18 protein-coding genes are annotated in these 23,905 nt (G+C 63.2%); 9 read left to right on the top strand and 9 right to left on the bottom strand.

Annotated elements, in window-relative coordinates; translation table 11 throughout:
- Positions 1–287: 287 nt before the first annotated feature.
- A complete protein-coding gene (rlmKL, locus tag ABE528_RS09580) occupies positions 288–2,480 on the top strand; it encodes a bifunctional 23S rRNA (guanine(2069)-N(7))-methyltransferase RlmK/23S rRNA (guanine(2445)-N(2))-methyltransferase RlmL (protein ID WP_346652788.1) in 2,193 nt (730 codons plus the stop codon).
- A 94-nt stretch (positions 2,481–2,574) separates the two neighbouring features.
- Complete coding sequence (locus ABE528_RS09575; protein WP_346652787.1) at positions 2,575–4,968, top strand: diguanylate cyclase; 2,394 nt, start codon at positions 2,575–2,577, stop codon at positions 4,966–4,968.
- Between the two features lie 60 nt (positions 4,969–5,028).
- Here the strand turns inward: ABE528_RS09575 and dacB are convergent, their stop codons facing one another.
- The gene (dacB, locus tag ABE528_RS09570; protein WP_346652786.1) at positions 5,029–6,492 is read right to left on the bottom strand and encodes a D-alanyl-D-alanine carboxypeptidase/D-alanyl-D-alanine-endopeptidase; all 1,464 of its coding nucleotides are present in this window, start codon (positions 6,490–6,492) and stop codon (positions 5,029–5,031) included.
- Between the two features lie 187 nt (positions 6,493–6,679).
- Here dacB and ABE528_RS09565 point away from each other — a divergent pair, with 187 nt between their 5' ends.
- Complete coding sequence (locus ABE528_RS09565) at positions 6,680–7,024, top strand: YggL family protein (RefSeq protein WP_027919421.1); 345 nt, start codon at positions 6,680–6,682, stop codon at positions 7,022–7,024.
- A 38-nt stretch (positions 7,025–7,062) separates the two neighbouring features.
- Here the strand turns inward: ABE528_RS09565 and ABE528_RS09560 are convergent, their stop codons facing one another.
- From ABE528_RS09560 to ABE528_RS09535, 6 genes are all read right to left on the bottom strand, one after another.
- On the bottom strand, positions 7,063–10,662 hold the full coding sequence (locus ABE528_RS09560) for a transporter substrate-binding domain-containing protein (protein ID WP_346652785.1): 3,600 nt from the start codon (positions 10,660–10,662) through the stop codon (positions 7,063–7,065).
- Positions 10,663–10,670: 8 nt separating this feature from the next.
- Positions 10,671–11,291, bottom strand: a complete 621-nt coding sequence (locus ABE528_RS09555) for a response regulator transcription factor (RefSeq protein WP_152955818.1) — start codon at positions 11,289–11,291, stop codon at positions 10,671–10,673.
- Between the two features lie 280 nt (positions 11,292–11,571).
- Entirely contained in the window at positions 11,572–12,903 is a 1,332-nt protein-coding gene (locus ABE528_RS09550) for a deoxyguanosinetriphosphate triphosphohydrolase (RefSeq protein ID WP_346652784.1), read from the bottom strand.
- A gap of 102 nt (positions 12,904–13,005) precedes the next feature.
- A complete protein-coding gene (locus tag ABE528_RS09545; RefSeq protein WP_152955820.1) occupies positions 13,006–13,335 on the bottom strand; it encodes a hypothetical protein in 330 nt (109 codons plus the stop codon).
- On the bottom strand, positions 13,332–13,706 hold the full coding sequence (locus ABE528_RS09540; RefSeq protein ID WP_152955821.1) for a phage holin family protein: 375 nt from the start codon (positions 13,704–13,706) through the stop codon (positions 13,332–13,334). The genes ABE528_RS09545 and ABE528_RS09540 overlap by 4 nt, the downstream gene beginning before the upstream one ends.
- A gap of 9 nt (positions 13,707–13,715) precedes the next feature.
- Entirely contained in the window at positions 13,716–14,030 is a 315-nt protein-coding gene (locus tag ABE528_RS09535) for a YqjD family protein (RefSeq protein WP_110631147.1), read from the bottom strand.
- 322 nt (positions 14,031–14,352) lie between these two features.
- Between ABE528_RS09535 and ABE528_RS09530 the strand changes: the two genes are divergently transcribed.
- From ABE528_RS09530 to ABE528_RS09510, 5 genes are all read left to right on the top strand, one after another.
- The gene (locus ABE528_RS09530) at positions 14,353–15,561 is read left to right on the top strand and encodes an ammonium transporter (RefSeq protein WP_152955822.1); all 1,209 of its coding nucleotides are present in this window, start codon (positions 14,353–14,355) and stop codon (positions 15,559–15,561) included.
- Between the two features lie 76 nt (positions 15,562–15,637).
- A complete protein-coding gene (locus ABE528_RS09525; RefSeq protein ID WP_346652783.1) occupies positions 15,638–15,877 on the top strand; it encodes a glutaredoxin family protein in 240 nt (79 codons plus the stop codon).
- A 108-nt stretch (positions 15,878–15,985) separates the two neighbouring features.
- Positions 15,986–16,417, top strand: a complete 432-nt coding sequence (locus ABE528_RS09520) for a D-Ala-D-Ala carboxypeptidase family metallohydrolase (RefSeq protein ID WP_346652782.1) — start codon at positions 15,986–15,988, stop codon at positions 16,415–16,417.
- Positions 16,418–16,488: 71 nt separating this feature from the next.
- Entirely contained in the window at positions 16,489–16,797 is a 309-nt protein-coding gene (locus ABE528_RS09515; RefSeq protein WP_346652781.1) for a transcriptional regulator, read from the top strand.
- A 50-nt stretch (positions 16,798–16,847) separates the two neighbouring features.
- On the top strand, positions 16,848–17,732 hold the full coding sequence (locus tag ABE528_RS09510) for a pseudouridine synthase (protein WP_152955826.1): 885 nt from the start codon (positions 16,848–16,850) through the stop codon (positions 17,730–17,732).
- A 74-nt stretch (positions 17,733–17,806) separates the two neighbouring features.
- Here the strand turns inward: ABE528_RS09510 and ABE528_RS09505 are convergent, their stop codons facing one another.
- Together ABE528_RS09505 and acnA are read right to left on the bottom strand one after the other, a co-directional pair.
- The gene (locus ABE528_RS09505; protein WP_152955827.1) at positions 17,807–19,372 is read right to left on the bottom strand and encodes a PAS domain-containing methyl-accepting chemotaxis protein; all 1,566 of its coding nucleotides are present in this window, start codon (positions 19,370–19,372) and stop codon (positions 17,807–17,809) included.
- Between the two features lie 300 nt (positions 19,373–19,672).
- The gene (acnA, locus tag ABE528_RS09500) at positions 19,673–22,414 is read right to left on the bottom strand and encodes an aconitate hydratase AcnA (RefSeq protein WP_346652780.1); all 2,742 of its coding nucleotides are present in this window, start codon (positions 22,412–22,414) and stop codon (positions 19,673–19,675) included.
- 222 nt (positions 22,415–22,636) lie between these two features.
- Between acnA and rlmM the strand changes: the two genes are divergently transcribed.
- Complete coding sequence (gene rlmM / locus ABE528_RS09495; RefSeq protein ID WP_152955829.1) at positions 22,637–23,701, top strand: 23S rRNA (cytidine(2498)-2'-O)-methyltransferase RlmM; 1,065 nt, start codon at positions 22,637–22,639, stop codon at positions 23,699–23,701.
- The last annotated feature ends 204 nt before the right edge of the window (positions 23,702–23,905 follow it).

Here is a 23,905-nt window from a genome sequence, read left to right as displayed (position 1 = left end):
ACCTTGACGTCATTTCGCCAGCGTTGCGACGAGATGACAGAAATATCTGGTAATGCGACGAAGGGTCACACGGGCCCTGAAGTCGACGGAAATTATTGGTACTGCCTGATGATCTAAGCTGTTTTTGCCACCTGGTGAGCGGCAGATTGATCAGGCGGCCCGGCCCCCGGCTGCGATGACGCAGTCGGGAAGGCCACTCGGACGCTTGCTGGAAGGGCGTTCGGGCAAACATCGGCAAGGCGATGCGTCGCCTCGTCACTTACATAGCCCAAGGCGCTGGAAAACTCATGTCGGACCGTTTCGAACTCTATCTCACCTGCCCCAAAGGCCTGGAAGGCCTGCTTGCCGAAGAGGCCCGAGGCCTCGGCCTGGATGAAGTGCGTGAGCACACCTCGGCCATTCGCGGCGCCGCCGACATGGAAACCGCCTACCGCCTGTGCCTCTGGTCACGCCTGGCCAACCGCGTGTTGCTGGTGCTCAAGCGCTTTTCGATGAAGAACGCCGACGACCTCTACGATGGCGTGAACGCTGTCGATTGGGCTGACCACCTGGCCGCCGATGGCACCCTGGCCGTGGAATTCAGCGGCCATGGCTCGGGCATCGACAACACCCATTTCGGTGCGCTCAAGGTCAAGGACGCAATCGTCGACAAGCTGCGCAACCGTGAGGGCCTGCGCCCTTCGGTAGAAAAGGTCGACCCGGATGTACGCGTGCACCTGCGCCTGGACCGTGGCGAGGCGATCCTCTCGCTCGACCTGTCAGGCCACAGCCTGCACCAGCGTGGCTACCGCCTGCAGCAAGGCGCCGCGCCGCTGAAGGAAAACCTGGCGGCTGCGGTGCTGATCCGCGCCGGTTGGCCGCGCATTGCCGCCGAAGGCGGCGCCCTGGCCGACCCGATGTGCGGTGTGGGTACCTTCCTGGTGGAGGCGGCGATGATTGCCGCCGACATCGCGCCCAACCTCAAGCGTGAGCGCTGGGGCTTCAGTGCCTGGCTCGGCCATGTGCCGGCCACCTGGCGCAAGGTCCACGAAGAGGGCCTGGCCCGCGCGCAAGCGGGCCTTGCCAAGCCGCCACTGTGGATTCGCGGTTATGAGGCCGACCCACGGCTGATCCAGCCGGGGCGCAACAACGTCGAGCGTGCTGGCCTGGGCGACTGGGTGAAGATCTACCAGGGCGAAGTCAGCACCTTCGAGCCACGCCCGGACCAGAACCAGAAAGGCCTGGTCATCAGCAACCCGCCATACGGTGAGCGCCTGGGTGACGAGGCCAGCCTGTTGTACCTCTACCAGAACTTTGGCGAGCGCCTGCGCCAGGCCTGCATGGGCTGGGAAGCGGCGGTGTTCACTGGCGCACCGGAGTTGGGCAAGCGCATGGGCATCCGCAGCCACAAGCAATATGCCTTCTGGAACGGCGCCTTGCCGTGCAAGCTGCTGCTGTTCAAGGTCCAGCCTGACCAGTTCGTCACCGGCGAGCGCCGCGAGGCCCAGGCCGACAATGGCGAGACGCGTCGCCCAGCGGCGGTTGCCAGCGAGCCGGCACGCCTGTCGGAAGGCGCGCAGATGTTCGCCAACCGCCTGCAGAAGAACCTCAAGCAGCTTGGCAAGTGGGCCCGCCGCGAGCAGGTCGACTGCTACCGCCTGTACGATGCCGACATGCCTGAGTATGCCCTGGCAGTCGACCTCTACCAGGACTGGGTGCACGTGCAGGAATACGCCGCCCCGCGCTCCATCGACCCGGACAAGGCCCAGGCACGCCTGCTCGATGCCCTGGCGGCAATCCCCCAGGCACTGAACATCGACCCGCAGCGCGTGGTGCTCAAGCGCCGCGAGCGCCAGAGCGGCACCCGCCAGTACGAGCGCCAGGCCACCGAAGGTCGCTTCCAGGAAGTGAACGAAGGCGGCGTCAAGCTGCTGGTCAACCTTACCGACTACCTCGATACCGGGCTGTTCCTCGACCACCGCCCGATGCGCATGCGCATCCAGCGCGAGGCCAACGGCAAACGCTTCCTCAACCTGTTCTGCTACACCGCCACGGCCACCGTGCACGCGGCCAAGGGCGGTGCCCGCAGCACCACCAGCGTCGACCTGTCGAAAACCTACCTGGACTGGGCACGGCGCAACCTGTCGTTGAACGGCTTCTCCGAGCGTAACCGCCTGGAGCAGGGCGACGTCATGGCCTGGCTGGAGGCCAACCGCGACAGTTACGACCTGATCTTCATCGACCCGCCGACCTTCTCCAACTCCAAACGCATGGAAGGGGTGTTCGACGTCCAGCGCGACCATGTGCAACTGCTCGACCTGGCCATGGCCCGCCTGGCGCCCGGTGGCGTGCTGTATTTCTCCAACAACTTCCGCAAGTTCCAGCTCGATGAACATGTGAGCACGCGCTATGCGGTGGAGGAGATCAGCGCCCAGACCCTGGACCCGGACTTCGCCCGCAACAACCGCATCCACCGCGCCTGGCGCCTGCAGTTGCGTTAATTCGACGAGGCGCATTGCGCGCCTAATGGCCAATAGCTATAACTCAGCACAGGGCCAGAAGATTCGCAGGACGCTGACGTGATGAGATCGATCTATGTCGAAGTGGGGCGTGCGTGCGAAGGTGCTGGGCCTGTGCAGCGAGGCGATGGCTGCCTGGGCGGTGGCGCTGGTCGCGTTGGTGGCCGGCGTCCTGCTGTCGGCGGGCCTGGCGCTGGCCGCGCAGGCGTTCTACAAGCAGCAGTTGCGTCAGCGCTTCGAGCTGCTGGCCAGCGAGCGCCATAGCCGCATCGCCGAGCGCTTCGACGACCAGGAGCAACGCCTGGATGGTTTGCGGCGCTTCTTCACCTACTCCAGCGAAATCACCCCGAGCGAGTTCAATGGCTATGCCCGGCCCTTGCTGCAGCGGACCCAGGCCTATTCCTGGGCGCCGCGGGTCGAGGCCGCGCAGCGGCGCGAGTTCGAGCGCCAGGCCAGTGCCTGGCTGGGGCAGGATTACCAGATCCGCGAGGAGGACGGCGCCGGTAACTGGCACCCTTCGCCACAGCGCGCCTATTACTACCCCGTGCTCTATACCCAGGCCGGCGATATGCAGGGGCAACCCTACGGGCTCGACCTGCGCAGCCAGCCGGCCCGCGAGCAGACCTTGGCCCGGGCACTGCAGCCAGGCAGCATGGCGGTTTCCGAACCGCTGGACATGCTCAACGTCGCCCCCGACTTCAGCCGCGGGCTGCTCATGGTCGCACCGGTGTTCTCCGATGCACGGCCGAATGACCCGCCAGCGGGTTATGTCATGGCCTTGCTGAACATGCGCCAGTTGGTCACTGAAGGCCTGCCTGTCGTTGCGGATGACAACCTGGTGGTGCGCATCATCGACCCGAGCGGGCGCGATGGCCATGAAGTGCTGTTTGATTCGCAGAACCCGGTGGCGGCACTGGCCTTGGTCAGCACCCAGTTGCTGCGCCTTGCCGACCACCACTTCCAGCTCGACATTCGCCCTAGCCAGGCATTCCTGCAGGCCAACCCGTCCACCGCCGCCTTGGCTGTGGGGTTGCTCGGCGGCTTGCTGAGCCTGTTGCTGAGCACGTTGCTGTACAACCTGTTCAGCCAGCGCCAGCGAGCCTTGACCCTGGTCGAGCAGCGCACGGCGCAACTGCGGGTCAGCGAGCAATCGTTGCGTGAGACCCACAACCAGTTGCGCAGCGTACTGGATGCCGCGACCCAGGTGGCGATCATCGCGACCAGCCTCAAGGGCGAGGTCAGCACCTTCAACGCCGGTGCCGAACGCATGCTCGGCTATTCGGCCTGTGAAGCCATCGGGCACCTGCAGCTGGAAGATCTGGTGATGCCTGAAGAGCTCAGCCAGCGCGCCCATGCCTTGAGCCTGCGCTATGGGCGGCATATCGCTGGAGGCCAGGCGATGTTCGCCGAGACCATTCAGGAAAGTGGCGGCGAGCCGGGCGAGTGGACCCTGGTGCGCAAGGATGGCAGCCATTTGCTGGCCAACATGCTGGTCACTGCCGTGCTCGATGAGCAGGGTCTCTGGGTCGGCTACCTGGCGATCTGCATCGATGTGACCGAGCGGCGCCGGGTGCACGAGGCCCTGGCCCTGCGTGATCGCTTGCTGGAGAAGCTCAGCGCGGAAGTGCCGGGCGGGATCTATCAATACCGTCTGGACGCCGATGGCCACTCGTGCTTCCCCTATGCCAGCCAGGGGCTGTTCGACATCTACGAGGTCGACCTGCAGTTGCTGCGCGAGGATGCCTCGGTGGTATTCGAGCGCATTCATCCTGATGACCTGGAGCGGGTGCGCCGTTCGGTGCGTTATTCCGCCGAACACCTTTCACCGTGGCGCGAAGAGTACCGGGTGCGCCTGCCGCGTGCCGGGTTGCGTTGGGTGCGCGGCGAGGCAACGCCGGAGGTCGGCGAAAACGGCTGCACGCTGTGGCATGGCTATCTGACCGATATCTCCGACCTCAAAGGGGTGGAGGAAGAGTTGCGAGCGCTGTCGGTGACCGATGCGCTGACCGGCATTCATAACCGCCGCTATTTTCAGGAACGACTGAAGGTCGAACTGGATCGCGCCCAGCGTGATGAGCTGGACCTGGCCGTGATCATGCTCGACATCGACCATTTCAAACGGATCAACGATCAATACGGCCATGCCGTGGGTGATCATGTGCTGCGCTGTTTGTGCCAACGGATTGGCCAGCGCTTGCGCCGCACCGATGTGTTCTGCCGGTTGGGTGGGGAGGAGTTCATGGTGCTGTGCCCGGGCAGCAATGCCGAGCAGGCGCGGATGCTGGCCATGGAATTGTGGCAAGGGGTGCGCAGCGTGCCGGTCGATGGGGTGGGCAAAGTGACTGCGAGCTTTGGCGTGGCCGGGTGGCGGTTGGGGGAGGGGGCGGATGCCTTGTTGTTGCGGGCCGATGCCGGGGTGTATGCGGCCAAGCAGGCAGGCCGGGACCGGGTTGAGGCAGAACTGACCTGAAGCCTGTACCGGTCGCTGCGCGGGAAGCCCGCGAAGAGACCGGTACAGGTTATCGAAGCATCAAGGCGCTGCAGCAGTCGCGCTGTTGTTCAGCTTCGGCTGGCGATACAGGTCCAGCAGCACCTGATCGAGCACCTGCGAGGCGCCCCATGGCTTGGGATCGTTGAGGATCGCCGCTACCGCCCAGGTATTGCCATTGCTGTCGCGGCTGAAGCCGGCAATCGCCCGCACGGTGTTCAGGGTGCCGGTCTTGATGTGCCCTTCGCCGGTCATGGCGGTGCGCTTCAGGCGTTTGCGCATGGTGCCGTCCATACCTACCAGTGGCATCGAGCTCATGAACTCGGCGGCATACGGGCTGTTCCACGCCGCCTGCAGCAGCGCTGCCATCTCGCGGGTGCTGACCCGCTCGGCGCGTGACAGCCCCGAGCCGTTTTCCATTACCAGGTGCGGCGCGGTGATGCCCTTCTTCGCCAGCCACTGGCGCACCACGCGTTGGGCGGCACGGGCGTCGTCACCATCGGCGTCGGTACGGAACTGTGCACCCAGGCTCAGGAACAGCTGCTGGGCCATGGTGTTGTTGCTGTACTTATTGATGTCGCGGATGACTTCCACCAGGTCGGGCGAGAAGGCCCGGGCCAGCAGGCGAGCGCTTTTCGGTACGTTCTCGATGCGGTCACGGCCCTGGATGCTGCCACCCAGCTCGTTCCAGATGGCCCGTACGGCGCCGGCAGCGTAGGTCGGGTGGTCGAGCAACGACAGGTAGGTCTGCGAGTTGCAGCCATCGCCCAGCTGGCCGGTGACGGTCACGCTGGCGCCGTCAGCTTGCTGCACCGGGTTGTAGCGCACGTCGCCGCTGCACTGCTTGGAGGCCACGGCCTTGACCTGGTTGTCGATGTGGATGCTGGCGATCGGTGGCTCGACCGCGACGGTGACCTTGCCGCCGTCGTTGCGGGTAACGAAGCGCAGGGCCTTGAGGTTGATCATCAGCGAGTCGGGCTTGACCAGGAACGGCTTGTTGACGTCGCCGCCATCATCGTCGAACTGCGGCAGGTTGGGCTGCACGAAGTGGCTGCGGTCCAGCACCAGGTCGCCGGTAACGGTGCGTACGCCATTGGCGCGCAGGTCACGCATCAATAGCCAGAGCTTTTCCATGTTCAGCTTGGGGTCGCCGCCGCCCTTGAGGTACAGGTTGCCATTGAGCACACCATTGCTCAGGGTGCCATCGGTGTAGAACTCGGTTTTCCACTGGAAGGTCGGGCCGAGCAGTTCGAGGGCGGCGTAGGTGGTGACCAGCTTCATGGTCGAGGCCGGGTTGACCGATACATCGGCGTTGAACACGGTGGCCGAGCCTGGGCCGTTAAGCGGCAGCATGACCAGCGACAGTGCACTGTCCTGCAGCTTGTTGGCCTTGAGCGCCTGCTGGACTTTCGGCGGCAGGGAGGTATTGACGGCAGCTGCGTGGCTGGGCAAAGCAAGCGGCAGCAGCAGGCCGGCGAGAACGAGGGGGCGGAGCTTTTTGATCATATGGATTAAATACCCTACGGACGAGGGAAAAAGACAATGGGGCTGTAAGAGATGATCACCCCAGGGTGAAATATAGAGCGCATTATGCCCCAAGCGCAGCGTTCATGCGCCACGTTCGACGGAAAAGCGCCTTTATAGCGCGGAAACTGGTAAAGTGCCGCGCGTTAATACTCAAGAGGATTGTTTCATGGCTACCAACCGTTCCCGTCGTCTGCGCAAGAAGCTGTGCGTTGATGAATTCCAGGAGCTGGGTTTCGAACTGAACCTGGGTTTCAAGGAAGACCTGTCCGACGAAGCCATCGATGCCTTCCTCGACGCGTTCCTGGCAGAAGCCATGGATGCCAACGGCCTGGACTACGTCGGCGGTGATGACTTCGGTCTGGTCTGCCTGGCCAACCGTGGTTCGGTCAGCGAAGAGCAGCGTGCCACTGTTGAAGCCTGGCTCAAGGGCCGCAGCGAACTGACCACCATCGAAGTCAGCCCGCTGCTGGACGCATGGTATCCGGAAAAGCCGATCAACCCGGCTTCCTGATCTGTGCTTGAGCGGCGCCCTGCGCGGGCGTCGCTCAGTCAAGCCTGGGTCAATTCGCTGGCCAGCGCTTTCTCCACTCGGCGCATATGCCGAGCCAGTACCTGCCGCTGCAGTTTGATGCAGGCTGCAGGCGACGTTGCTACCTCCAGGGCCTCGCAGGCCTTCATCATGCCCTTCGCTTCCAGCAGCCGTGCCGCGCTGAGGATCTTGTGCGCCTGCTCGCGAATCTCGGCGGCCTGATGCTGGGGATCAAGGCTCATGAGCAATGCCAGGTCTTCCTGCAGGCTTGTGTGCACGGCGGTGAGAAAACGGGTGCGGCTGCTGGCATTGTTGCCGACGATGCCGGCCAGGCCCGCCAGGCTGAACGGTGGGGCATTGGCTTGCCGTCGCCGGGGTGCGATCTTGGCCAGGCATTGGCTGAGGGTGCGCAGGCTGATGGGCTTGAGCAGGCAATCGTCCATGCCGGCGCTGAGGCACTTTTGCCTGACTTCAGGTTGCGCGTTCGCTGTGTAGCCCAGGATGACGCACCGCGGGCGCCCGCGCTTGCGTTCCTCGCTGCGTACGGCAGTGGCTAGCTGGTAGCCGTTCATGTGCGGCATGTTGCAATCGAGCACCAGAACGTCGAACGGCGCTTGCCGCCATTTTTCCAGGCCTTCGCGGCCATTGCTGGCGCTGGCATGGTTGAGCCCCAGGTAGCCCAGTTGCTGAGCCATCAACATCAGGTTGGCAGGGTGATCGTCGATGACCAGCACCTTCAGGTCGGGGGCAGGGGCCTCGAGTTCTTCGACTTCCGGTACCGGGGACGCCGGGGCATCGACGCGCTCCAGCGGCATCATCAGGCGAACCTGTGTGCCCAACCCCGGCAGGCTCTTGATGCTCAGGTTTCCACCCATCATCTCGCTCAGGCTGCGGCAGATGGCCAAGCCCAACCCGGTGCCTGCACGTGCACCCTCGCTGTGCAGGTTGGCCTGGACGAACGGGTTGAACAGCCGCTGCAGGTCATCTTCATGAATGCCCATGCCACTGTCACGCACCTCGAGCTCCAGCGTAGGGGGGATGCCAGGGCCTTCCTCGCGCAAGCCGAGCGTGACGTGGACCTGCCCTTGCTCGGTGAACTTGATGGCATTGCTGACAAGGTTGGACAAGATCTGTTTGAAGCGCAGTGGATCGAGCATTCCATGGCCGCGGGCACTGGGGCTGATACTGATGTCCAGGGCCAGGCCCTTCTGCCGGGCCTGGCCATCGAACACGCGGCCAACCGCCTCGACCAGTGCTGCGGGATCGACCGCTTCCGGGCTGAGGGACAGGTGGCCTGACTCGATACGCACGATATCCAGAATATCGCCGATCAGGCCAAGCAGGTCCCTGGCCGAGTGATGGGCGACCTCCAGTGAGGTGGGGTCCACCTGCCCCTGCAGGGCACGCCTCAACGCCAGTTCGAGCATGCCGATGACCGCGTTCATCGGTGTGCGGATCTCGTGGCTGATGGTGGCGAGGAAGGTGCTCTTGGCGCGGTTGGCGTCGTCGGCCAGGCGCTTGGCATCGCGCAATTCCTGAACCAGCTTGCGGCGCTCGCTGATGTCGATCCAGCCGCCGATGATCCCTTGCACTTCACCCAGCGAATCACGATAGGGCAGGATCCAGTGGTAGAGGGTGATTTCCCGACCCCTGACGCGCAAAGGGCGGTCGATGATCAGCGGCATGCCGGCAGCCATCACCTGTTGGTAGTCGGCCTGGATCTGGCGCGTGTGCTCGGCGTCGGCGAACAGGCTCTCGTCCAGGCGCTTGCCAATCACGTCTTCAAGGCGGGACTGGACGGCTTCCAGGTAGCTGGCGTTGCAGCTTTGCAAGTGGCCTTCCCGGTCGCGCACGTACATCGGGTGCGGCGTGCCGTTGAGCAGCGCTTCCATGAACTTCAGCTGATCGCTCAGCGCGCGCTCGGCGCTTTGGCGCTGTTTGATCTGCCCCCGCAGGCGGGCGTTCCAGATCAGGGCCAGCAACAGTAACACGCCGGTGCCCAGCAGCACCTGCAGGATCAGGCGGCGCAAGGCTCGCCAGCTGGCATCTTCATGCAGATCGTAGCCGCGCCAACGGTTGTTGATGACCCCCAGCTCTTCCGGCGAAATACTCAGCAGGGCCTTGTCGAGGATCGAGGCAAGTGGCATGTCCTGTTCGCGGGTGGCCATGGCGAAGATCGCGGGCTCGCTGCCTACCGTGTTGCGAATGATCAGGTCGGTATTGCCGGCCAAGGCGTGGTTGGCATCGATCAAGGGGGTGATCATCGCGTCAACGGCGCCACTGTTGAGCAGCGCGACGGAAAAATAGGGGCTTTCGGTCTCGATCCAGCCAACCTGCGGGTAGCGGGTTGCCAGCAAGTCGTCCAGATTGCTGTAACGGGAGATGGCAACGCGGTGCCCGTTCAGTTGCATCAGTGAACCGTACTGTTCATCTGCGGCGCGGGTAACCAGCACATGTGGGCTTTCGAGGTAGGGGCGGCTCAGGTGCAGGTGTTTGTTGGTGGTACCGTCGCTGGCAAGTGCGGCGATCATGTTCACGTGGCCGTTTTCCAGCCGGGCGAGCATGTCGGCGATGCCATTGGCCCGCTGTACCTCAAAGCGCAGGCCGGTACGCAGGCGTATCAGGTCAAGCAGGTCGGCGGTTATCCCGCGAAAATGGCCATTGCCGTCGAAGTAGGACAGGGGAGCCGCCGTTTCGTCGACGGCGACCTGCATCATCGGATGGCTGGCCAGCCACTGCTCCTCCTCGGGTGTCAGCCGCAGCTGACGATCACTCAGCAGCAGGTCACTGCCAGCACTCCAGCGCTTGAGGATGCTGGTGCGCACGGCGCCCGACTGGCGGTCGAGGGTTGCATTGACCAGCTCCTTGAGCTGCACGTCCTCGGCGCGCATGGCAAAACTGAAGCCGAAGTGCTCGTGCTGGCCGAAACTGGCCATGCGCAGGCGTGGCAGGTGCCCGCGATTGAGCTGGTAGTGGGTCGAAATGGTGTCGCCGATGAACACGTCGGCCTGGCCAAAGGCCACGGCGTTGAGGGCCTGGGTGGAGGAGCCGAAAACCAGTACTTCGGCGTTGGGGTAGGCGGCATGGACTTCCTCCTGGGGCAGGTAGTGGTAGAGCATGCCCAGGCGCATGCCATTCAGGCCGCCATTGAGGGCGCGCGGTTCATCCTCCCGCGTGACCAGCACAGGCTGGTCAACGGCATAAGGGTGTGAAAGCGTCAGCCCTTCGGTTGCCGCTTCGTATCCATTGGCGCTGCCGAGCAGGTCGATGTCGCCACGCTTGAGCGCCTGCAGCGCCGCCTGCCTGTGGGGGTAGCGCATGACCTGAATCGGCAGGTTCAGTGCCCTGCCGATCAGGTTGGCATATTCGGCGGTGAGGCCTTGGTAGATCTGCCCGCCACTGGTGATGTCGAAGGGCGGGTAGTCGGGCGCCGAGGTGCCCAGGACCAGGGCATGACGGCCCTGCACCCACTGCCGTTGCTGTTCCGTCAGTTGCGGGTGCAGCGGCATCGTCGCAGAGCGAGCCAGCAGGGTGTAGGGCACCACTTCATGGGATGAGGCCTGCGCCAGGTCGCAGGCCAATGCCAGGACTAGCGCCAGGCAGGCGATCAATTGCACCATCGAAAACCTCAGACCAGGGCGTTGCGTTTGGCCATTTCAATCAGGTCGACCAACGTATCGACCTGTAGTTTCTGCATGAGCCGCTTCTTGTAGGTACTGACGGTCTTGTTGCTGAGGAACATGCCTTTGGCGATCTGCTGGTTACTGCGGCCTTGGGCGAAAAGTTGCAGAACCATAAGTTCGCGATCGTTAACGAGTCGGAAAAGTCGCAAATCGGAGTCCGCTGTTTCGTGATTGCTATGGATCGCCTGACTGGGGAAGTAATTGTATCCGGCGAGTACGGCCTTGATTGCGCTGAGCAGTTCGCTCAGGTCTTCCTCCTTGCAGACATAACCTGCTGCGCCCGAGTGCATGCAGCGCACGGCGAACAGCGCCGGAGACTGTGCAGTGAGGATCAGGACTTTCAGCGGCAGGGCCATGGCCTGGAAGCGCGAAAGGACCTCAAGGCCATCGAGCTTGGGGATGCTGATGTCCAGAATGACCAGCTCAGGCTGGGTTTCACGAATCAACTGCATGGCTTCCACGCCGTTGTCCGACTCGCCCACGACCTTGTAGTTCTGGTTTTCAAGCAACATGCGGACAGCCAGGCGGATGACAGGATGGTCATCGACAATAAATACAGTATTCATGTTCAGGTTTCCTGCGGCGGATGACGGAGGCAGGAGGCACCTTACCCCAGTTACAAGTCGGCAGGGATACGTAGCAGGGAGATTCGCTATATATGGGAAACGGCTTACAGCTTAGTACAAATTTGGCTACGAAGTGTAAGAGCATGCTTCGTTGTCAAAGCTGTTTTGGTAACTTTTTATCAGCTTGTTTAGTTGGCGTTTAATGAGCAGGTGTTGTTTGTAGGAAGTTTCCTAAGGTCAAGCGTCGCTCGGTATTGCACCGGGCGACGCTGCCGTGTCTTCAGGTCGGGCTTGAGCGCCCGGTCATTTCCCGGGCCATCTCGCTGGCATAGCTGTCGGTCATGCCGGCGATGAAATCGATCATCCGCAGGAACGCCTTGTGCAGCGAGTCTTGCGGGGTGGGTGCATTGTTGCCGATCAGATCGAGCACGCGGCGGCTCTTGAACGAAGGGGTACCTCCGCCGTGCTGTTCCAGGGCGGCAGCGCAGAACGTGTTGAGGAGGATTTCCAGCGTGGTATAGGCGCCTATCTCATGCAGCGTCTTGCGCTTGTCCTGGAAAATCTTGTTGCGTGCCATGTCCTTGGCCTGCAGTACGCAGCGCTTGGCCGGGCCGTGCATGTGCTCGACCAGGTCACCGCTCAGGCGCCCGCTCAGCAGTGCTTGCTGCTGCTCGACGAAGGCGCGCGCAGCGGCATTGGTCAGATGCTCGATAGCCTTGCCACGCAGGATTGCCAGTTTGCGTCGCCGGGAATCGGCAGGGCCAAGCTGGCGATAGGTTTCCGGCAAATCGTCACCGACCAGGTCGAGCAACAGCGCCTCGACTTCTGCGTAGTCCAGCAGCTCCATTTCCAGGCCGTCTTCCAGGTCGATCAGGGCGTAGCAGATGTCATCTGCCGCCTCCATCAGGTAGACCAGCGGGTGGCGCGCCCAGCGTTGTTCTTCGAGCAGCGGCAGGCCGAGCTTGCGGGCGATCTGTTCGAGCAGCGGCAACTCGCTCTGGTAGCAGCCGAACTTGTGCTTCTTGTACCCGAGGGCATCGGCATGTCGGGCCGTCCAAGGGTACTTGAGGTAGGTGCCAAGAGTGGCGTAGGTGAGCCGGGTGCCGCCATCGAACTGGTGGTATTCGAGTTGGGTGAGCACGCGAAAGCCTTGGGCGTTGCCTTCGAAATTGAGGAAGTCGGCGCGCTCGTCGTCGCTCATGTCGTCCAGCCAGCCGCGCCCGGCGGCCTGCTGGAACCAGTGGCGAATGGCATCTTCACCGGAGTGGCCGAACGGCGGGTTGCCAATGTCGTGGGCCAGGCAGGCCGACTGCACGATCATGCCCAGGTCGCTGGGCTCGCACCACTCGGGCAGGCTGGCGCGCAGTGTTTCGCCCACGCGCATGCCCAGCGAGCGGCCAACGCAGCTGACTTCCAGTGAATGGGTCAGGCGCGTATGGATATGGTCGTTGCTGGAAACGGGATGGACCTGGGTCTTGCGCCCGAGGCGGCGAAAAGCCCCTGAGAAGATGATCCGGTCATGGTCTTTGTGGAAAGGGCTGCGGCCCAGTTCTTCGGCGCTGTAGAGGGCTTTGCCGAGGCGTTCGCGGGTGAGCAGGGTGTGCCAGTCCAAGGCGCGGTCTCCTTCGATCGAAGGGTATAGCTTCCGGTGTCGTGAGCAGGCGTGCAAGGGGCAGATCGAGACCGGCCCTGTGGGATCAGGGCCGGTGAGCGTTCAAGGGCGACGATTGCCCTGCAGGTAGAGGCGCACCAGGGGTAACAGGCTGGTTCCCAGGCGGACCAGGCGGTGCAGGTTGCCGCTGCGTACTCCCTTGCCGGTCAGAAAGCCCAACGCCACGACGGCGCCGATGCCCCACAACGGCGCGTGTTTGATACCCAGCCCGTCATGCAGCGAGCTGCCCATGCCGCGCAGGCGCTGCAAGGGTTGCAGCAGCTGCCCGGACTCATGGCGAATCTCCTGGCGGTGCATTTCCATGCGCAGGCGCAGCAACGCTTTGCGCAGTTCCCGTGGGTTACGGGTATTCGGTAGCTCAGGCAGGCTCATGGCAACAGGCGCTCCCGGTCCTTGGCCAGTTCATCGAGGGTCGCACCAAAGGGTGAGGACTCATCGAACACGGCTGCTTTCAGGCGCAGGCCGCAATACAGCGCCGCCGCTCCATAGAAGACGCACAGGCCAATGATGCCAGCCAGGCGATAGCTGTCCCACAGCAGCACCAGCAACAAGCCGGACAAGGCCGTCAGCAGCAGCAGCGCGAACACCAGTGCCAGGCCGGCGAACAGCAGCAGGCTCAGGGTGCGGGCTTTCTGTTCCTGCAGCTCGATGCCGAACAGTTCGATGTGGCTGTGCAGCAGCCCCAGCAGCGCCGCGCCCAGGCGTTTGCCCGAGGCGCTGGTGCCAATGCTGTCATTCTCCATGGGGACTCCTCAGCGCCGATTGGCCAGCAGGCCGATCAACAGGCCGACGCCTGCGGCAATACCAATGGCCTGCCAGGGTTTTTCCTGGACGTACTGTTCGGCGCTGCCAAGGGCTGCCTGGCCGCGCTCACGCACCGAGTCCTGAGTCAGTTGCAAGGTTTCACGGGCTTGGGTCAGGCGATCGTGGATCTGCTCGCGCAGCTCGTCGGCCTGGTCGCCCGCCAGGTTGGCGGTATCGGCCAGCAATCGCTCGGTATCACGAACCAAGGCCTGGAAGTCAGCCATCAATATCTCTTGTGCAGTCTTTGCCGATTTGCTGGCCATGGGGCTCTCCCTATGCAGGTGTGCAGGTGTGTAGGTTATTCGAGTGACCGGGAGTGTGGAAGGTTCACTGGCAGTGCTGGTATGGGCCTTGCTACTGAGATTTGCCACAACGCGGGGCGTAACCCGGGGCGGTGCGCCGAACCAGGGCGTCGACCCTGGCGGATACCGATAAACCTTAACCCAATCCACGACAAACCCAAGAAAAAACCACGCAGGCCGCGCCCGGTTCGGCAAAACAGGGCAAAAGCTGGCACCGATTCGGTGCAGGGATGCAGGTTCTTGAACTGTCCTGGTGCTTTTTTTCAGCAGGTCTGCCTCTTTCATGGAAAACATGCACAGCGCGATGGACTCTCTTGTCCACGGCTCCAACACCCTGTTCATCCTCATGGGCGCCATTCTGGTGCTCGCCATGCACGCCGGCTTCGCTTTTCTCGAAGTGGGCACCGTGCGCCACAAGAACCAGGTCAACGCGCTGTCGAAGATCCTCAGCGATTTCGCCATCTCCGCGCTGGTGTATTTCTTCATCGGCTACTGGATCGCCTATGGCGTGAATTTCCTGCAGCCTGCATCGCAACTGGCTGCCGAGCACGGCTATGCGCTGGTCAAATGCTTCTTCCTGCTGACCTTCGCTGCCGCGATTCCCGCGATCATCTCGGGGGGGATCGCCGAACGTGCGCGCTTCGCACCGCAGCTGTGCGCCACGGCGCTGATCGTGGCGTTCATCTACCCATTCTTCGAAGGTGTGGTGTGGAATGGCAATTTCGGCGTGCAGGCTTGGCTGCAGGCCCGCTTCGGTGCGCCGTTCCATGACTTTGCCGGCTCGGTGGTGGTGCATGCCATGGGCGGCTGGCTGGCGCTGGCGGCGGTGCTGTTGCTGGGCGCGCGGCGGGGGCGCTATCGCGACGGCCGCCTGGTGGCCTTTGCCCCGTCGAGCATTCCGTTCCTGGCGCTGGGCTCGTGGATCCTGATCATCGGCTGGTTCGGCTTCAACGTGATGAGCGCCCAGACGTTGCAGGGTGTCAGCGGCCTGGTGGCGATCAACTCGCTGATGGCCATGGTCGGCGGTACCCTGGCCGCCTTGCTGGCCGGGCGCAACGACCCGGGCTTCCTGCACAACGGGCCGTTGGCCGGGCTGGTGGCAATCTGTGCCGGCTCTGACCTCATGCACCCCATTGGTGCGCTGGTCACCGGGCTGGTGGCCGGGGTGCTGTTCGTCTGGAGTTTCACGGCCGCGCAGAACCGCTGGAAGATCGATGATGTGCTCGGTGTCTGGCCACTGCACGGTTTGTGCGGCCTGTGGGGGGGAATCGCTTGTGGTGTGTTTGGCCAGGCAGCGCTGGGGGGGATGGGCGGGGTCAGCCTGATAAGCCAACTGCTGGGCAGCCTGGCGGGCGTGCTGGTCGCACTGGTCGGAGGCTTTGCCGTGTACGGACTGATTCGCCAGGTAAATGGCTTGCGTTTGAGCCATGAACAGGAGTTCCAGGGCGCGGACCTGTCGCTGCACCGCATCGGTGCCACCAGTCAGGATTGAGCAGGGTCAGGTGCAGAGGGGGCAGGACAGACTTAGAATGAGTTTCTTCCTACAGCCAAATCGGGACTTGCCCTCCATGCTGCCTGAATGCCAACTCTTCAGCACCGTCGGGTGCCACTTGTGCGAAGTGGCCGAAGCCGTGCTGATGCCCTTCGTTGAACACGGCTTGCTGATCGAGTTGGTCGACATCGCCGATGACCAGGCGTTGTTCGAGCGGTACGGTCTGATCATTCCGGTGTTGCGGCGCAGCGATACGTCGGCAGAGCTGCATTGGCCATTCGATGCCCAGCAGGTAGTGGCCTTCCTCGCCCAGTGACGGGCAGAGGGAAGGCCTGCCCTCGTGCATCGCCGGCGGGCCAGAAATGATGATGTCGCACCGTTGAATGGTCATCGGTACTTTTGCATTGTCATCGAGAGCCCCGTCATGCTGATCACGCCACATTTCTCCCTGGAAGAACTGACTACTTCGCAAATTGCCGCGAGAGATGGGTTGGACAACACCCCTACGCCTGCAGTCCTGAGTAATTTGCGCCTGCTTTGCCAAGTGCTGGAGCAGGTCCGGGTGTTGTTGGGTTGCCCCATCATCGTCAGCAGCGGATACCGCAGCGCGGCAGTCAATGCGCGCGTCGGCGGGGCGCGAGGCAGCCAGCACGTGCAAGGCCTGGCAGCGGATTTCACGGTGATCGGCGTCGACAACCGGGAAGTGGTCAGGCAGATAAGCAAGAGTGACGTGGCGTTCGACCAGTTGATCCTCGAGTTCGACAGCTGGGTTCACCTGTCGGTGTCAGCCGCCGCGCCGCGCCGCGAGGTGCTGACCATTCGCAAGGGTACGGGCTACCTGCCAGGCTTGCAGTGACGTCCTGGCCGATTGACGCAGCGGTGTCACTCTTCGTATGCTGTATATAAATACAGTATCGAGGTGGAACCATGCTCAACGTCGAGCAACTCAAGTACAGCATCAACCGCATGCCGGTCGAGCGGGTGTGCGATGCCGTGCTGGAATTGCGCTTCGAAGGTCTGGTCACCGATGACCGCACGCCATTCGGCAAGGTGCATTTCAATACCTGTTTTGCAGAAATCGAGGCCTTGTTCCAGCGTGCCGGTTACCATCGGGGGCTGGATGTGGTGGGTTACCAGGGCCTGGTCTACGCACTCTATGACCCCGGGCGTTGGGAACCTGTGCAGGTCCTGCGCTGGTTGAAGGCGCATAGCGAGGGGATGGTCGAGGCTGGTTGAGGCACCGGGCTTGGGGGATAATGCTTGGCTTTGATTGCTCGAGCCCTGCCATGACTACGCCTTTCGACCCCGCCCACCAGCAAGCCAGTACGGTTTGCCTGCCGCCCGGCAACTGGGCCACGGTGCTCGATTGCCTGTGCGACCATTTCAAGGCCATCGAGCGCGCGCAGTGGCTCGACCGCTTCGCGCGCGGTCGGGTGCTGGATGCCGAGGGCAGGGCGATTGCCGCCGACTTGCCATACCGTCGCGGCATGCGCCTTCACTATTTTCGCGAGGTGCCCAACGAGCGGCCGATCCCGGTGCAGGAGACCATCCTGCATGTGGACGAGCACCTGGTGGTGGCTGACAAACCGCACTTTCTGCCGGTGACACCCACGGGTGAATACGTCGAGCAAACCCTGTTGCGCCGCCTGATCCGGCGCCTGGACAACCCGCATCTGGTGCCGTTGCACCGCATCGACCGGCACACGGCCGGGTTGGTGCTGTTCTCTGCCAATCCACAGACGCGCAGCGCGTATCAGCGGTTGTTCCCGGAGCGGCGGATCGACAAGCGCTATCAAGCCATTGCTGCCGCGTTGCCGCAGCAGGCATTCCCCTTGGTGCACAAAAGTCGCCTGGTGCATGGCGAGCCGTTCTTCCGCATGCACGAAGTGGCGGGGGAGGCCAACAGCGAGACCTTTGCCGAAGTGCTGGAGAAGCATGGCGAGTTGTGGCGTTACGGGCTGTCGCCGGTAACGGGCAAGACGCATCAGTTGCGGGTACACATGGCGGCGTTGGGGGCGGGGATCTGCAATGACCCGTTCTATCCCGAATTGCTCAAGGAAGAAGACGACTATCAGCGGCCGTTGAAACTGCTGGCGCAGAGCTTGCGCTTTGCCGACCCGCTGACCGGCGAGGAGCGTTACTTCGAGAGCCGGCTGGCCCTGGACTGGTAAGGTGAACTGCGCCCCTGACGTTGGACAAAAAGTCCAGCCTCAGGGGCGCAGTTCAGTGACCGCCTAGGTCAGAACTAGCGGTTGAACCGTTCCACCAGCGAATACTGCCCGCCGGCAGTGGTGGTCAGCTCCTCGCTGAGCAACGCCGAATGCTGCGCCTGCTCGGCTGTCTGGTCGGCCAGTTCGGCGATGGTGCTGATGTTGCGGCTGATCTCGTCGGCCACTGCAGTCTGCTCTTCGGTGGCGGCGGCAATCTGGGTCGCCATGTCCGTGATATTGGCCACGGCTTCGCTGATCCCGACCAGTGCCTGGTCGGCCTGCATGACGCGGTCAACGCCTTCCTGGGCCTGGCGGTGGCCGGTTTCCATGGTCAGTACGGCGTTGTTGGCCGTTTGTTGCAGCTTGGCGATCAGGCCGTGGATCTGCCCGGTCGATTCGGCGGTGCGCTGGGCCAGCTGGCGCACTTCGTCGGCGACCACGGCGAAACCACGGCCCATCTCGCCGGCACGGGCCGCTTCGATGGCGGCGTTGAGTGCCAGCAGGTTGGTCTGGTCGGCAATGCCCTTGATCACATCGACCACGCCACCGATCTCGTCACTGTCTTTGGCCAGCTGGGTCACGGTCTGGCCGGTTTCGCCCACGGCGGTCGACAGGCGCTCGATGGCGTCGCGGGTTTCCCCGGCGATCTGCCGGCCCTGGCTGGTCAGGCGGTTGGCTTCCTGAGTGGCGTCTGCGGTGCGCTGCACGTGGTTGGCCACTTCCTGCGTGGTGGCGGCCATCTGGTTGACGGCGGCGGCGACCTGCTCGGTCTCCACGCGCTGGCGCTCCAGGCCCGAGGAGCTCTTGTGCGCCAGGACATCGGACTGGCGCGCCTGCTCGCTGAGGTGCTCGGCGCTGTCCTGCAGGCGGGTCAGGCAGGTCTTCATGCGCGCGTCCTGGCTGAGCATGGCCATCTCCAGGCGTGCCTGTACCCCACGGCTGTCGGTGTACATCTGCGCGATCAGCGGGTCGGAGGTGGTCTGTTCGGCCAGGCGCAGCAAGCGTTTCAGGCCACGCTGCTGCCAGCTCAGGCCGAGCAGGCCGAGCGGTACCGACAGGCCGGCGGCCAGGGCGAAGCCCCACGAGTGGCCGAGCCAGTTGCCAATCAGGAAACCGACCTGGCTGATCAGGATGAACGGCAGCCAGTCCTGCAGCACCGGTAGCCAGCGATCACGCCGCGGGATGGCAGTCTTGCCATCGTTGATGCGCTGGTACAGGGCCTCGGCACGGCGGATCTGCTCGGCGCTAGGCTTGACCCGCACCGACTCGAAGCCAACGACCTGGTTGTTCTCGAAAATCGGGGTGACGTAGGCGTTTACCCAGTAGTGATCGCCGGATTTGCAACGGTTCTTGACGATGCCCATCCACGGCAAGCCCTGCTTGAGGGTTTGCCACATGTGGGCAAACACCGCAGTCGGCACATCGGGGTGGCGCACCAGGTTGTGGGGGGCGCCAATCAGCTCCTCGCGGGTGAAACCGCTGATCTCGATGAATGCATCGTTGCAGTAGGTGATCACACCCTTGGCATTGGTGGTGGAGATCAACCGTTGTTGGGCAGGGAAGGTCCGTTCCCTCTGGGTAATCGGCTGGTTGTTACGCATGGGTTGAATAATCCGCAAGGCTTTCGACTGATATCGGCAAGCCACTGGTTTTATTGAATGGATATTTAATTTAGTTGATCTGTGGCAATTGGCCGCTATTGCGGGTGCGCTATGGGAAACTGGATATTCGCAGCAGATTGTCCATATTTGTGACCATATTGTGGCAAATCGGGGGCATGATGACTGACCGGCCATTAAAGTGCTACTGCCGGGTGCCTGATGTTTTTCTGTGGTGGAGCGAAGATCGAGCGCCCCCCGCGCGGCGCACGATCTTCGCCGACGCTACAACTGCCAAGCCAATCAGCTGCGAATCATCTGCCGCAGCACATAGTGCAAGATCCCGCCTGACTTGAAGTACTCCACCTCATTGAGCGTATCGATCCGGCACAGCACCTCGATCTGCTGCTGTTGCCCATCCTCGCGAGTGATACGCAGCGGCAGGCTCATGCCCGGTCTGATCTGCGCGCCAGCGAGCCCCAGCAGGTCGATCTGTTCCTTGCCGGTCAGCGCCAATTGCTTGCGATCCTGCCCGGCCTTGAACTGCAACGGCAGCACGCCCATGCCCACCAGGTTGGAGCGGTGGATGCGTTCGAAACTCTCCGCCAGCACCGCCTTGACCCCCAGCAGGTTGGTGCCCTTGGCCGCCCAGTCGCGGCTGGAGCCGGTGCCGTACTCCTGGCCGGCGATCACCACCAGCGGCGTGCCTTCGGCCTGATAGCGCATGGCGGCGTCATAGATCGACAGCTTCTCGCCACTGGGCACATGCACGGTGTTGCCACCTTCCTCGCCAGCCAGCATCTCGTTGCGGATGCGGATATTGGCGAAGGTGCCGCGCATCATCACTTCGTGGTTGCCACGCCGCGAGCCGTAAGAGTTGAAGTCCCGGGGTTCCACGCCCTTGCTGCGCAGGTAGCGCCCGGCGGGGCTGTCGGCCTTGATGTTGCCGGCCGGGGAGATGTGGTCGGTGGTCACCGAGTCGCCGAGCAGGGCGAGGATGCGCGCACCCTGGATGTCCCTGATCTCGGGCAGCGGCCCGCCGATGCCATCGAAGAACGGTGGGTGCTGGATGTAGGTGGAGTCGTCCTGCCACACATAAGTGGCCGCTTGTGGCACCTCGATAGCCTGCCATTGCGCATCGCCGGCGAACACTTCGGCGTATTCCTTGTGGAACATCGTGGTGTCGACCTTGGCCACGGCGTCGGCAATTTCCTGCTGGCTTGGCCAGATATCGCGCAGGTAGACGGGCTGGCCGTCCTTGCCCGTCCCCAGTGCATCCTGGGTCAGGTCGACGCGCACGCTGCCGGCCAGCGCGTAGGCCACTACCAGCGGCGGTGAGGCCAGCCAGTTGGTCTTGACCAGCGGATGCACGCGGCCTTCGAAGTTGCGGTTGCCCGACAGCACCGAAGCGACCGTGAGGTCGGCGCTGCCGATGGCTTTTTCGATGGCATCGTCCAGTGGCCCGGAGTTGCCGATGCAAGTGGTGCAGCCATAACCGACCAGGTCGAAGCCAAGCTGGTCGAGGTAAGGGGTAAGCCCTGCGGCCTTGTAATAATCGGTCACTACCTTGGAGCCGGGGGCCAGTGAACTCTTGACCCAGGGTTTGCGTTGCAGGCCTTTTTCCAGGGCCTTTTTCGCCACCAGGCCGGCCGCCATCATCACGCTGGGATTGGAAGTGTTGGTGCATGAGGTAATCGCGGCGATCACCACGGCGCCGTCGCGCAAGGTGTAGGTCTGTCCTTCATGGCTGTAGTCGATTTCGCCGGCCTGATCGGCGTTGCCGACCGCCACTCCGCCGCCACCTTCGCTCTCCAGGCGGCCGACCTCCTTGGCCAACGGCTTGGGTTGCAGCTCGATGAAGTGGTCGAAGGCCTGGCCAACCTGGCCCAGGGCAACCCGGTCCTGTGGCCGCTTGGGCCCGGCCAGGCTGGCCTCGACGTCATGCATGTCCAGGGCTAGCGTGTCGCTGAACAGCGGTTCCTGCCCAGGCAGGCGCCACAGGCCTTGCGCCTTGCAATACTGTTCGACCAGCTGCACCGTCTCGCTTGGGCGACCCGACAGGCGCAGGTAGTCGAGGGTGACCTCGTCGACCGGGAAGAAGCCGCAGGTGGCGCCGTACTCAGGTGCCATGTTGGCGATGGTGGCACGGTCGGCCAACGGCAGGTCGGCCAGGCCATCGCCGTAGAATTCGACGAATTTGCCCACGACGCCTTTCTTGCGCAGCATCTGCGTCACGGTCAGTACCAGGTCGGTGGCGGTGATGCCTTCGCGCAGCTTGCCAGTGAGCTTGAAGCCAATCACTTCGGGGATCAGCATCGACACCGGCTGGCCGAGCATGGCTGCTTCCGCCTCGATGCCGCCCACGCCCCAGCCGAGTACGCCAAGGCCGTTGATCATGGTGGTGTGCGAGTCGGTGCCGACCAGGGTGTCGGGGAAGGCATAGGTGCGACCATCGTCGTCGCGGGTCCAGACTGTGCGCCCGAGGTATTCCAGGTTGACCTGGTGGCAGATGCCGGTGCCTGGCGGTACCACGCGGAAGTTGTCGAACGCGCTCTGGCCCCAGCGCAGGAAGGCATAGCGCTCGCCGTTGCGTTGCATTTCGATGTCGACATTCTGGCTGAAGGCTTGTGGCGTGGCGTAGCGGTCGACCATCACCGAGTGGTCGATCACCAGGTCCACTGGCGACAGTGGGTTGATTCGCTGAGGGTCGCCACCGGCCTTGGCCATGGCCGCGCGCATGGCGGCGAGGTCGACGACAGCTGGCACGCCAGTGAAGTCCTGCATCAGCACCCGCGCCGGGCGGTACTGGATTTCGCGGTCAGAGCGGCGTTCCTGCAGCCAGCCGGCGAGGGCGCGCAGGTCATCGGTGGCGACGGTCTTGCCGTCTTCCCAGCGCAGCAGGTTTTCCAGCAGTACCTTGAGCGACATGGGCAGGCGCTGCAGGTCGCCCAGCTGCCGAGCGGCTTCGGCGAGGCTGTAATAGTGATAGGTGCGGTCAGCCACCTGGAGGGTCTGGAGGGTGTTCAGGCTATCGAGCGAGGGCATTGCCAACTCCTTGTGCGGCGGGGCCCGGCACTGCGGGTTATGGCCGGTGCCAGCGCGCTGTTTCGGCCCGTACGGCACGGGCCTGGCTGAAGGGTCAGGGTAGCTCTGTTTGCTGCCCCTGACTCTTTTCTGGACCGGCGGGGCATGTCGCAGGTTCCGATCTTCCTTTATCATCGCCGCCCTGCCGGCGCCCGTAGTGCGCCAGCCGTAGTGGAGTGAGAGATGAATACCCTGTTCATGCATTGCCGGCCCGGTTTCGAGGGTGAGGTCTGCGCCGAGATCAGCGAATATGCCGCCGTGTTGGGCGTGGCCGGCTATGCCAAGGGCAAGCCGCAGAGCGCTTGTGCCGAGTTTGTCTGTGCCGAGGCCGAAGGTGCCGAACGCCTGATGGCCCAACTGCGCTTCGCGCAACTGATCTTCCCGCGCCAGTGGGCGCGAGGCACTTATATCGAGCTGCCAGAGAGCGACCGTATCAGCGTGCTGCTGGAGCATCTGGCTGGGCAGCCGGTATTTGGCAGCCTTTGGCTGGAAGTGCTGGACAGCAACGACGGCAAGGAGCTGTCGACGTTCTGCCGCAAGTTCGAAGTGCCTCTGCGCAAGGCCCTGGAAAAGGCTGGTCGCCTGGTCGACAACCCCAGCTTGCCGCGGCTGCTGCTGACTTTCATCAGCGGTCGTCGGGTGTTCGTTGGCATGGCTGAGGCGAACAACAGCGCCTTGTGGCCGATGGGCATCCCGCGCCTGAAGTTCCCGCGTGAGGCGCCCAGCCGTTCGACGCTCAAGCTGGAAGAGGCCTGGCACCAGTTCATCCCGCGTGAGCAGTGGGAGCAGCGCCTTGGCGACGACATGAAGGGTGTCGACCTGGGCGCTTCGCCAGGCGGCTGGACTTACCAGTTGGTGCGCCGTGGCATGCTGGTCACCGCCATCGACAATGGGCCGATGGCCGAAAGCCTGATGGAGACTGGGCTGGTAGAGCACCTGATGGCGGACGGTTTTACGTGGCAGCCCAAGCAGCCGGTGGACTGGATGGTCTGCGACATCGTCGAGAAACCGGCGCGGACCACCTCGCTGATCGAGACGTGGCTGGGGGAGGGGTTGTGCCGAGAGGCGGTGGTCAACCTGAAGTTGCCAATGAAGCAGCGCTATGCCGAGGTGCGTCGTTTGCTTGACCGCATGGAGGCGACGTTCAAGGCGCGCAAGATCAAGGTATCGATTGCCTGCAAGCAGCTGTATCACGACCGTGAGGAAGTGACTTGCCACCTGCGCAGGCTGGACCTTAAGCCACGCTGATCCGCGATCCGCGATCCGCGATCCGCTTGCCTCTTGCTCTTGCTCTTGCTCTTGCTCTTGCTCTTGCTCTTGCTCTTGCTCTTGCTCTTGCTCTTGCTCTTGCTTTTGCTTCTAAGCGCGCGGTAGTTCAGGCGACGCAGATTGCGACTTCAGGAGGCCGAACGCAGGTCTTGCGGAGGGAGGTGACGGGCATGGATGCCCGTC

The sequence above is a fragment of the Pseudomonas sp. TWI628 genome (assembly GCF_039673865.1).
GTDB lineage: Bacteria > Pseudomonadota > Gammaproteobacteria > Pseudomonadales > Pseudomonadaceae > Aquipseudomonas.
Note: the sequence above shows the minus strand (reverse complement) of the source record. Positions and strands in the feature narration are given on the sequence as shown.